The sequence below is a fragment of the Corynebacterium sp. ES2730-CONJ genome (genome assembly GCF_024834055.1).
Lineage (GTDB): Bacteria > Actinomycetota > Actinomycetes > Mycobacteriales > Mycobacteriaceae > Corynebacterium.
Genome location: NZ_JANUXZ010000006.1, coordinates 120,371 through 131,256 on the forward strand (window position 1 = coordinate 120,371; position 10,886 = coordinate 131,256).

Annotated in this window: 9 protein-coding genes; all 9 read right to left on the reverse strand. The window is 53.9% G+C overall.

Annotated features, from left to right (window positions below; genetic code table 11):
* Nucleotides 1-423: 423 nt before the first annotated feature.
* Entirely contained in the window at nucleotides 424-1,221 is a 798-nt protein-coding gene (locus tag NXS13_RS08390) for a DegV family protein (RefSeq protein ID WP_259079712.1), read from the reverse strand.
* Between the two features lie 93 nt (nucleotides 1,222-1,314).
* Complete coding sequence (locus NXS13_RS08395) at nucleotides 1,315-2,070, reverse strand: histidine phosphatase family protein (protein WP_259158651.1); 756 nt, start codon at nucleotides 2,068-2,070, stop codon at nucleotides 1,315-1,317.
* A gap of 55 nt (nucleotides 2,071-2,125) precedes the next feature.
* Nucleotides 2,126-2,593, reverse strand: a complete 468-nt coding sequence (gene rsfS / locus NXS13_RS08400) for a ribosome silencing factor (RefSeq protein WP_259079699.1) — start codon at nucleotides 2,591-2,593, stop codon at nucleotides 2,126-2,128.
* Between the two features lie 85 nt (nucleotides 2,594-2,678).
* Nucleotides 2,679-3,305, reverse strand: a complete 627-nt coding sequence (nadD, locus tag NXS13_RS08405; protein WP_259079693.1) for a nicotinate-nucleotide adenylyltransferase — start codon at nucleotides 3,303-3,305, stop codon at nucleotides 2,679-2,681.
* 9 nt (nucleotides 3,306-3,314) lie between these two features.
* Nucleotides 3,315-4,589, reverse strand: coding sequence for a glutamate-5-semialdehyde dehydrogenase (locus NXS13_RS08410; RefSeq protein ID WP_259079689.1), 1,275 nt, complete (start codon nucleotides 4,587-4,589; stop codon nucleotides 3,315-3,317).
* 93 nt (nucleotides 4,590-4,682) lie between these two features.
* On the reverse strand, nucleotides 4,683-5,810 hold the full coding sequence (gene proB, locus NXS13_RS08415; RefSeq protein ID WP_259289623.1) for a glutamate 5-kinase: 1,128 nt from the start codon (nucleotides 5,808-5,810) through the stop codon (nucleotides 4,683-4,685).
* A 9-nt stretch (nucleotides 5,811-5,819) separates the two neighbouring features.
* Nucleotides 5,820-7,340: a GTPase ObgE gene (obgE, locus tag NXS13_RS08420; RefSeq protein WP_259158646.1), complete on the reverse strand. Its 1,521-nt coding sequence runs from the start codon at nucleotides 7,338-7,340 to the stop codon at nucleotides 5,820-5,822.
* Between the two features lie 209 nt (nucleotides 7,341-7,549).
* Nucleotides 7,550-9,775 (reverse strand): Ig-like domain-containing protein, encoded by a 2,226-nt coding sequence (locus NXS13_RS08425; RefSeq protein WP_259289624.1) that lies wholly within the window; start codon nucleotides 9,773-9,775, stop codon nucleotides 7,550-7,552.
* A gap of 148 nt (nucleotides 9,776-9,923) precedes the next feature.
* The coding region (locus tag NXS13_RS08430) for a hypothetical protein (protein ID WP_396125080.1) at nucleotides 9,924-10,886 on the reverse strand (963 nt) is incomplete at its 5' end.

Consider the following 10,886-nt stretch of genomic DNA (forward strand, 5'->3'; position numbering starts at 1 on the left):
CCGCCCCCGCCGAAGGTTCGAATCATGATGGGAGGGACCAAAAGACGGCGAAATATGGCTACTACCTGCGCAGCGCCACCTCGCTACCACGCATATACAGATGACAAAAGCGCGCCGCAGTCAGCGCTCAGCCTCGTTCAGCATAGGTGAGCTGCCTACAACTTCTCTAGGGCCACTCTCATTGTGCCCACACGTGTCTTCGAAGCTAGAGGTGAGCTCGCACTTTTTCCTCTAGGAACCGCTGGCGAGCGATTGAACCCATACTTAGATCGCAGCAGGTCTGCCTTCATATCGATTGTGTTGTAATAGCAATGAGACCTTCCCTTGCCACGGTTGCGCCTGATAGAGCCTGATAGTGACCGGTAGAGCCTGGTAGAACCTGGTAGAACCTAGCACAGCAGTTTAAAAACCTTCCAAAACTGACTAGTTATCGTCTGGCGCTTGAGAGAAAACCGTGGATACTCCCACGGCACCGACCCCGCAATGGACGGCTAGTATTGGATCCATATCAGTGATCATGATGGCCGAACCCTTGGGGAGATTGTCCCTTAGTTGCTTTTCCAACAAGCGCGCCGCATCCTTAGCCTCATGCTGCTGTATAGCTATAAAGACTGGTAAATTCGCTGCGCGTTGGACTATCAGCTCGGTAAGCTTTGTCAAAGCTTTAGCTTGGGTTCGAGTCTTCGCTGCTAACTCAATCCGACCCGAACGTACCTGCAGAATGGGTTTGATTGCCAAGGTGGTTGATAGCATTGCGGTAGCGGCACTAATGCGCCCGGATTTCCACATCTGCTCGATGCGCGGCAGAAATAACCAGGTAGCTGAACGTGCTAGAGTATCTTCCGCCAATTCGATACATTCGGGAAGGGGCGCGCCATCTTGTGCGATCCGCGCCGCCGCCATCGCAGCCGCCCCGACCGACATGCCAATACTTTGAGTATCTACCACGGCAACATTCTGGTTAAAAATAGAAGCTGCGGTTACTGCAGCTGACCATGTTGAGGAGAGTTCTTTCGATAGGTGCAGGGCAAGAACCCCCTCATCGCCTCCGCGCTCAAGTTGGCGCGCATACTGAGCTGTTAGCTCCAAAGCACTAAGGCCCGACGTGGACTGGTCGTGGTCGCTATTGACAATATGGAGGTCAATGACAGTGATATCGAGTTCATCAACAACATGATGTGGGAGTCCCGCAGAAGAATCGGTCACGATACGAACTGGCATAGATTCCCTTTCTCCACAAATTTTATACCCAGCGGTTGCACCCAATAATGTGGGAACCCCTATGAGCCTAGCAATAGGGCGCTACCGAGGTGGTTAAACTCCTCCCAGAAGGCCAGCTTCTCCGTTTCCGGCGGCTCCCATCGATTCATACCCGAGAGAGACTCCCATATTCCACCCGTCGAGGTACCATCGAGCATTCTGGCAGTTATCTGGGGTGAAGATGAGATCTTCTGGCCGAATATCCTCGGCATCATCCTCCGAAATTTCTGAGCTATAACGAGGACGAGCCGTTAATTGAGCCCAACAGGTATTACCTAGACCTGAAAATAGTGGGTACTGATGACTTTCAAGCTCTAAAAGATGTGAGGTGAGAGCAGAAATGGTACCTCCGTGAGCCACCAATAAAACGGTGCCTTGATCCCAAAGAGCAAATTCGCGCATTAATTCATCAACAACCGGTCGTGCTCTACGTGCAACCTCAAGCCGTGACTCACCACCAGGAGGAGCCCAGGTTGGATCGTGACGCCAATAGGCACGTAATCCGGGGAACTGCCGATCCACCTCGGCATGAGAACGGGCCTGCCACTGACCCAGATTGGTCTCACGCAAACGATCATCTATGGTGACCTCAACACCGAGGCGCTCCCCGACTGCCCGAGCGGTTTCACTCGCCCGAGTAAGGTCAGAGGAAATAATTCGAGAAATTTTGACAGTTTCCAAGAATGCGGCGACCTGAGCAGCTTGCGCTCGGCCCCGAGTCGAGAGCTCAGTATCCAAGTGGCCTTGCATGCGACCAGAAGCGTTATACGATGTTTCACCGTGCCGGAGCAGAATTAATCGACGTGTCATATAAAATTCTCGCGATATAGAGAGTCAACCAGGGGTTAGGTTCTACAGCTCGAGTTTACAATTCTTCCTCGTCGGGGTCGTTTTCAACCAAAGGAATCTCATCGAGGGACTGCACGGACCGAAGGTCGATGTCATCATTCCATTCTGTTGGACGCTCCATCGTATCAATCCCATCAACCTCGATAAGTGGGCAATCACGATAGAGCCTATCGAGTCCATAGAAATCACGTTCGGTATTGCGTTGGACGTGAATAACAAAGGAACCGTAGTCGAGCAAAACCCAGCGATTCTCCCGATTTCCTTCACGCCGCTTGGGTTCGTGGCCCTGGTTGGAAAGGACATCTTCGATCTCCTCGACGATCGCGCGCACTTGGCGTTCGTTATCTGCAGAAGCAAGAAGAAAAATCTCGGTAATTGCCATGACATCGCTGACGTCGATGACGGCGATATTTGTTGCAAGTTTTTCGTTAGCGGCCACCGCAGCGGTAGCTGCGAGTGCGGTAGTATCGTGGGTCGCGGTCACTATAATCCTTTTGTTCCTTTTCAGTGGTGTAGAGCTTCACAAGTATTCTGTCATGAATCAGCCGATGAAGAGAAAAATTCCTCGATCATTTGAGTTCTGAGGTAGCACGGTAGAGGCCATGCTTGTGGATATATTGCACCACCCCATCGGGTACGAGGTACCACAGGGGTTTGGAGGTTTGCGTTCGTTGTCGACAATCCGTTGATGAGATAGCCATTGCAGGAATTTCCACCAACTCCACTCTTTTGCGGTAACGCGGAGGGAGGATATCATCGTCGAGCAGATAGCCAGGTCGGGTTACGCCTACGAAAGTGGCGAGATGGAAGATCATTTCCCATTCCCGCCAACTGAGGATCTTAGCCAGCGCATCGGCTCCCGTAATGAAATAGAATTCAGCGTTAGGATAGAGAGAGCGCAAATCCTTGAGGGTGTCGATGGTGTAGGTCGGTCCGGATCGGTCAATATCAACCCGACTCACCTCGAATCGAGGATTCGAAGCTGTAGCGATCACCGTCATCAGATAGCGATCTTCGCCTGGTGAAACCACTCGATCTGTTTTTTGCCACGGGCATCCGGTCGGAACAAAGATGACGCGATCGAGATGAAAGCGCGCCGCAACTTCACTCGCTGCCACTAAATGTCCGTGGTGGATGGGGTCAAAAGTTCCCCCCATAATGCCGATTTTCTCAGGCTGGTGTTGGTAGCTCTTCATGATCTTCCACTACGGCCTAATATGTCCGTTGCCCTCAAGGATCCATTTGGTGCTGGTCAGTTCCGGCAAGGCCATGGGACCTCTGGCGTGCAGTTTTTGAGTGGAAATGCCGATTTCTGCACCCATCCCGTATTGTTCGCCGTCGGTAAAAGCGGTCGAAGCATTAACCATAACCGCGGCCGAATCAACCTCGTCAACAAAGCGCTGAGCTGTGATGATATTGGTGGTAGCGATTGCCTCGGTATGTCCAGTGGAATACTGCCGTATATGGGCAATGGCACCATTGACACCAGCAACCATTTTCGCTGCGATATCCATCGACAGGTATTCCTCTTCCCAATCCTGCTGGGTCGCCGGAATGATCTCGCTCAGTCCAAGAGGAAGAAATTCCTCAGTATCACCGTGTACCGTTACCCCCGCCTCAATAAGGGCTGAAAGAATGCGGTGAGTGGAGGTGGCGTTAAGGGCTTTATCGATAAGGACTGTTTCGGTGGCATTACACACACTCGTGCGGCGGGTCTTTCCATTGATCAAAATCGCGATTGCCTGATCGAGATCACACTCGGAATCTATATACAAATGACAGTTGCCGGTTCCTGTCTCGATGGTAGGAACTGTAGCTTGGTGGACAACGGCGTTAATCAGCCCTGCACCCCCGCGGGGAATAACAACGTCCACGAGGCCTCGAGCGGTAACAAGCGCTGTGACACTGTCATGGGTATCACAAGGTAGTAACTGCACGATCTCTGCCGGTAGGCCCTGTTCGCGGGCGGCATCCTGCAGAATGTTCACGAGTGCCTGATTGGAGAATGCCGCGGAGCGCGAACCGCGCAACAGCGCCACATTGCCAGATTTGAGCGCCAATCCAAAGGCGTCAACGGTCACATTTGGACGCGCCTCGTATACCATTCCCATAACGCCAAGTGGGACTCGCACTTGGCGCATTTTCATTCCATTCTCCATCACGCGACCCGCAACGATATCCCCGACGGGGTCTCTTAGTCGGGCCACTTGGCGCAGCCCCTCGGCCATGCCTTTTATGCGGTTTCTATCAAGAGCGAGTCGATCAATTAAGTTATCAGACATCCCACGCTCGCGACCGGCGGTGATATCGCGAGCATTAGCTTGCAGAATATCCTCGGCATGATCCTCGAGTGCCTGAGCTGCTTGGTTAAGGAGGTGATTCTTGCGCGCCGTCGAGAGGCGAGCAACGGTAGGGGCCAAAGACCGGGCGACTCGTGCACGAGCAACAACCTGCTCGGTTTCGGGGTGATCGGAATTCATAAATACCGATGGTAGTAGATCTCCGCCGAGAACGGTTGATCCTCAAAGCCCCTAGCGAATCGATAGGCGCTGAGGATGATATATTCCAGCCGACTACTCTTGGGCCATCATAGCGCCGTCGAGCGAGAGGTGATTGGCGTGGATCACCGGCCGTCGTTCTTCCAGCTGACAGGTTTGCAATCCCATAATCGACTCAATGACGCTCGATTCATAGGCCACCTCGCCGCGCCCTACGAGCTGTCCCTGGGGGCCTAAGATATCAACAATCTCACCGGCGTGAAAAATACCTTCCACCTGGGTAATACCTACAGGCAGCAGGGAGCTTTTACCCGTTGACAATGCTGCAACTGCCCCCGCATCAATGTGGATTGTTCCACCCGAATCAGCCGCGTAGAGCGCCCACGATTTCCAAGCCGAGAGAGTATGCGTCTGCGGATGGAAAACGGTTCCCACACCCGCGTCATCGAGCGCATCACCGATATAAGCTGCCGAAGTGAGAAGCACCGGGACCCCACCTCTGGTGGCTATACGACTCGCCTGTACCTTAGAAGCCATGCCACCAGTACCCACGGCACCGCCAGCACCTGCGATCACACCATTCAGGTCGCGTTCATCACGCACCGCGTCAATAAAGCGGGCTCCGTTTTCGCTTGGATTCTTATCATAGAGGCCATCAACATCCGAGAGGAGGAAGAGGGCGTCGGCAAGACTAAGGTGCGCAACGAGGGCGGCGAGTCGGTCGTTATCGCCGAAGCGCATTTCTGTGGTGGCCACCGTATCGTTCTCATTGACAATGGGAACGACTCCAAGTCGCAATAGCTTCTCCATGGTCTGCTGGGCATTACGAGCGCGATCACGGCTTCCCGCATCAGAAGCGGTGAGTAAGACCTGCCCGATTGTCTGCCCAAAGCGAGCAAATGACGCGCCCCAGGTATGCATGAGGTGGACTTGGCCGACTGCAGCGACTGCCTGTTTGGTGGCTAAATCTGTGGGTCGGGTATCTAATCCCAGCGGTCCCATACCCGCGGCAACTGCACCAGAGGAAACAACAATAATTTCGGTACCCCGTGCAAAGCGCTGCTGCATGGCGTTTACCAGGGCATCAATGCGCAAGGGATCAACTCGGTGGTGGGGCCCTGTGAGTGATGAGGAACCGATCTTTACCACAATGCGTTTAGCTCGGGCGATGCGCTTGCGAATCGCTTCGGATGTATCAGCCATCTCCACGCGCTACCCCTGCCACCGGTCACGATCAGCTTCTTGACCGTCGCCGTAGTCGAATTCATCAATCAAACCACGACGCACCTGGGAGGCGCGTTTACGTTCAGCTGCCGATTTACGCTCATTACGATCGAGCCGAATATCCGTTCCGCGCCCGGTAAGAGTTGGGTCCACACCGGCTGCGGTCATGGGTTCCCACTCGAAGGAGACGGGACCGATAGACACTGTGGCTCCGGCTTTAGCCCCAGCCTCATAGAGAGCATCTTCCACGCCCATACGGTTCAGTCGATCCGCAAGGTAGCCCACAGCTTCATCGTTTTCAAAGTCAGTCTGAACAATCCAACGCTCAGGTTTTTCACCGGTCACAATAAAACCGCCCTCGATGTCGGGGTCCTCGTGAACGTGGAATTCCTTCACTTTACCGCGGCCTCGACCCTTTGATTCGAGCGGCTGGGGACGAACAACTACTCGTTGCTCAACGTCTCGCGGACGCTCTCGGCGCGCCTGCTGGACGATCTCGAGAAGTTTGAACTTAAGAGGCTCGAGTCCCTTGCGGGCAACGGCTGAGATAATAAAAACGGGCCACCCGAACTGCTTCTCGAGGTCTTCGCGAACAAATTCAGCGAGCTCTTCGGCCTCGGGGATATCAGCCTTATTCAAGATAATGATACGCGGGCGATCGCGAAGATCACCCAGCGATATATCCTCATCAAGCGCCGACTGGTAGGCGGCTAATTCAGCTTCAAGTGCCTCGATATCGGATGCGGGATCGCGACCGGCCTCAAGAGTTGCCGTATCAACAACGTGAGCGAGGACTGCTGTGCGCTCAATATGTCGGAGGAAGTCCAGGCCGAGGCCCTTGCCAGCCGACGCGCCGGGAATCAGCCCTGGAACGTCTGCGATGGTAATGGTTTCATCGCCTACCTCAACAACACCGAGGTTGGGAGCTAGTGTTGTAAAAGGATAATCGCCAATCTTCGGTTTGGCGGCAGAAATCACGGAAATGAGCGAGGATTTACCTGCCGACGGAAAGCCAACTAAACCAACATCCGCCATGGATTTTAGCTCTAGTATGACGTCGTGCTGTTCGCCCGGCTCTCCCTTGAGGGCAAACCCTGGGGCCTTGCGTGCATGGGAGGCAAGCGCGGCATTACCTAAGCCACCGACCCCACCTTTGGCTGCGATGAATTGCATTCCCACCGCAGTCAGATCAGCAAGGGTCTCACCTTTATCATTGAGCACAACGGTACCCGCCGGTACTCCCAGAATAAGATCCTCTCCACGGGCACCATTGCGGTGATCACCGGCTCCGTTAGCGCCACGTTGGGCTTTAATATGGGGACGATAGTGGAGATCTAGGAGAGTGTGTACCTGAGCAGTGACTTCCAAAATGATATCGCCACCGTGGCCACCATTTCCGCCATCGGGTCCCCCGAGAGGCTTGAATTTTTCCCGATGAATGGAGGCGCAGCCATTGCCCCCATCACCAGCCGCGAGATGGAGAACCACCCGATCGACGAAACGAGCCATCAGTGCCGTACCCTTCCTTAAAAAAGCGAGAGGGCGTATTCAACGGCGCCCTCGATCTCCTCGATTCTAGCAAATCTCACCGCTTTAGCCCTAAGAAAAAAGTGGGTAAGGAAGAGGGAGGTTCTCTTCCTTACCCACCGCTATTTCCCTATAGTCAAGCTCTCATAGAACTGTGAGCACATGAGGGCGGCGCTTGGCCATCTTGTCTGTTAGGCAAATGGGAGGAGGTGACTAAAAATGAGCAGCCCGAGGGATCCCGCGAGGATTGTAGAGAACATCGAAATTAACACCCAAATCCAGCTATCTTTCGTTACTGTAGGTGTACTGCTCGAGGGCTCTGAATCTTCAGGATCCTCATTTGGTTGGTCACTGATAACTTCCAGAGTGGTGGCCTTTGTTAACATCGTTGCTGTCGCTGTCACAGTTAGGGTGCCGATTTCGGCGGTGTCCACGGTGAAACGATAGATGCCTTGGTCGTCGGTACGACCCGCAATGGTCGTGTCGCCATAGTTGATTTCTACGCGCTCGCCCACCGCTGGCCCTTGAGAGTCGCGAACGGTGACGGCGAACTCCGCTGTGGAACCGACCTCTATACGTGCTGGCCCAGAGATATCTAAGCTCTCGAGGGCTGGGAGCACGGATACTGATGGCAGCTCCATGGACGTGGTCGGATGGCACCGGACAACACCAGCTACCGGATACGTGGAATCGAAAAAGAAGCCAGGTGCGAGAAAAGCTCCGACATCCGCAAAGCTGATCAATGTATCTTCAGGGGCAAAACCAGGCCCCTGGGGGAATGCAAAGGCAATTTTTCCTTCTTGATTAGCGGTAACAGGAAGAGATACTGAAGGGAATCGAAGCACGAGATCGTCTCCCTCAGTCATTGACGTGATCCCACCCGTGCTATTGCTCGAAATGGCCGCGAGATCGCTGGTATCTACGTCATCGGTTGTTTCGAGAGCCATGGTCACTGCGTTGTTATTCACAGTAATCTCACCGGGAAGGTCTCCCTTTTTCACTGGGTCCCCGACCTCTGCATTGCGAGGGAGTTGCACGGCGAACCGCCCGCGATTCCAGGCGCTTGATGTGAGCTTCTCACGAGCCTTGGATCCACTAGTTTCAGCGGGAGCTTTCAGGGTCGGATTGAGCAGCTGGTAGTCAAACTGGGATCCGAGGCGTACAGCTTCTGGGTGCTGAATATTTGCAGTAAACGCAAAGTTGCGCTCGATTTTGACCCCTGCTCCGCTACCATGAATACCGTCGAGCCCTCGGGTAACATATCTCTGGCCACTAGCATCGCCACTGCTGTAGGTCGTTGAGCACTCAAGGGTGCCAGAGATCTCTGAAAGCACCGATCCAGAGGCCTCACCTACCTGGTACTCGATCGTTTTCTCGTGGCGGGTGCCGATGGAGGCGGAGATTGTGACGGTTCCGGGAGCTTCCGGGGTGAAGCTGCGCGAATACCGACCCGTATTATCGGTCAGCCCTGTGTCTTCAACTCCGTCGATCACTGTTGTTATGAGTTCATTGGCCACGCCATTACCCGACGCATCCTTTGCAGAAAAGACCACTTCGGAGGTTTCTTTTGCAAAGCCCTGCGCCGGTGTTGGGGTGATTTCTAAAGACTCGACATTTTTCCCAACTTCCGCTGGATCGAGCACCTTTACTGTGGGCAACGCATTATTAGTGTCAATATTGCAGCGCATGAGGCCGACAAAATCATTCGATCCCAGGAAGGGGTGGGAGAGATTAGCCTCCATGAGGAAGGTAAAAAATGGTCCATCCCCAGGGTATGGGTGCTTATCCTGTGCGGGACGCGGGAATTTAAAGTCGATATCCCCGAGTTCAGTGGCAGTCACTTCGTAGCTGACCTCTGGAACGTTAAAACCAATTTGGTTGCCGTTTTCAGAACCGAGCCAGCCTGCGCGCTGAACGGCTTTCTTCAGAGCTTGCTGGTCCCCAGCTTGCAGCGAGTCAGAGTGAACACCCTTGTCGATCCGAATACTCTGGTTGCTTTCATGCTTTTCTAACCCAGCATCACCCCCACTGAGTGATACATTGACTACGTTGGCATTCTGAGGCTTGAGAATCTCCAGCCTGCCTTGTTCCATGGCCCTGATGGAGATGGTGGCGCCGCTTTGCTGTGATTTCATTTTAGCGCCGACAAATCCTGGTTTGACTGTGTAGGAGAACGTGTCTCCCTTGAGCACAGCCTCGGGGGCCTCAACACTGAGTGAGAACGAGTATCCCGATGAAATCGCGTGCGCGGAACTTTGGGCAATTCCTGGCAACCCAACCGTATTCAAATCACACTTAAAGGGAACCGCCACCGTTTGGGTTTTAGCCCCTGCCGCCGGTGCCAGCGGCACTGACAAGGCACTCAGGGCAAGGGTTGGCGCTGCAACTGCAGACACCAGTTTTATTAAATTCTTCACTGCAAATCCTCTCAGCCACATCGCGCGAGTGGCCTAATTGAATAAAGTTGTTATCGATTCTGTTCTCCCCTTCTTAAAGAGGGGAGATAAAAACTACTCTGAGAAAGTAGCCGCACGACCATGGGGGATTTTGTGCGGCTACACGCAGTTAGTGGTTAGCAAGCCGAGGCGAGATCGTCGCTGGTTTTGCGATGCCTTTTTGCGGCGATGGAGGGGTTGTTGGAGGAAGTAACATGAGTTTCACATGGTTGATAGCCATTGCGATCAGTCCCACAATCGCGAGACCTGAGATGATCCCCACAATGATTTCCCATGCTTGTGGTGGCGCTAGCTCGGAACTGCTCGGAGCTTCAGCATCCTGTGGAGCAACCGTGATGACCTCCGAACGCAGATCACCGATTGTGGCAAGAACTGCCTGAGGTTGCTCGGTCTTCGTCACTGCAACGGTAACGATGCCATCATTATTGGTGTGTCCCGTGAAGCTGAGCCCACCAACAGTAATGGTAATTGCCTGATTTGCGAGGGGTTGATTTTGGGCGTCGGTGACGGTGAAGGTCACGATCGCCGGATCAGCGGCCGCGTCCTGTTTTCCTGTTACCGATGCGGGGATACGTGCAGGCAGTGCGGCAACAACCATGGGAGCCGACTCAATCGAACCGACCCGAGCTACCACCACAACATCATCGTGACCACGCGGCACAGTAACACTCACTACGCCATCAGCACTCGTCGTCTCCACAGACTCCACAGAACCAACAGTCACAACAACCTCTTGATCCGCAAGCGGCGCACCATCTTTATCCGCCACCACAAAAGTCACAACCGACGAATCCGCAGACTCCACCTGAGACCCCACAACACTCGCAGGAACAACAGGCACAGCACTCACAACAACTGGAGCCGACTCAATCGAACCGACCCGAGCTACCACCACAACATCATCGTGACCACGCGGCACGGTAACACTCACTACGCCATCAGCATTCGTCGTCTCCACAGACTCCACAGAACCAACAGTCACAACAACCTCTTGATCCGCAAGCGGCGCACCATCTTTATCCGCCACCACAAAAGTCACAACCGACGAATCCGCAGACTCCACCTGAGACCC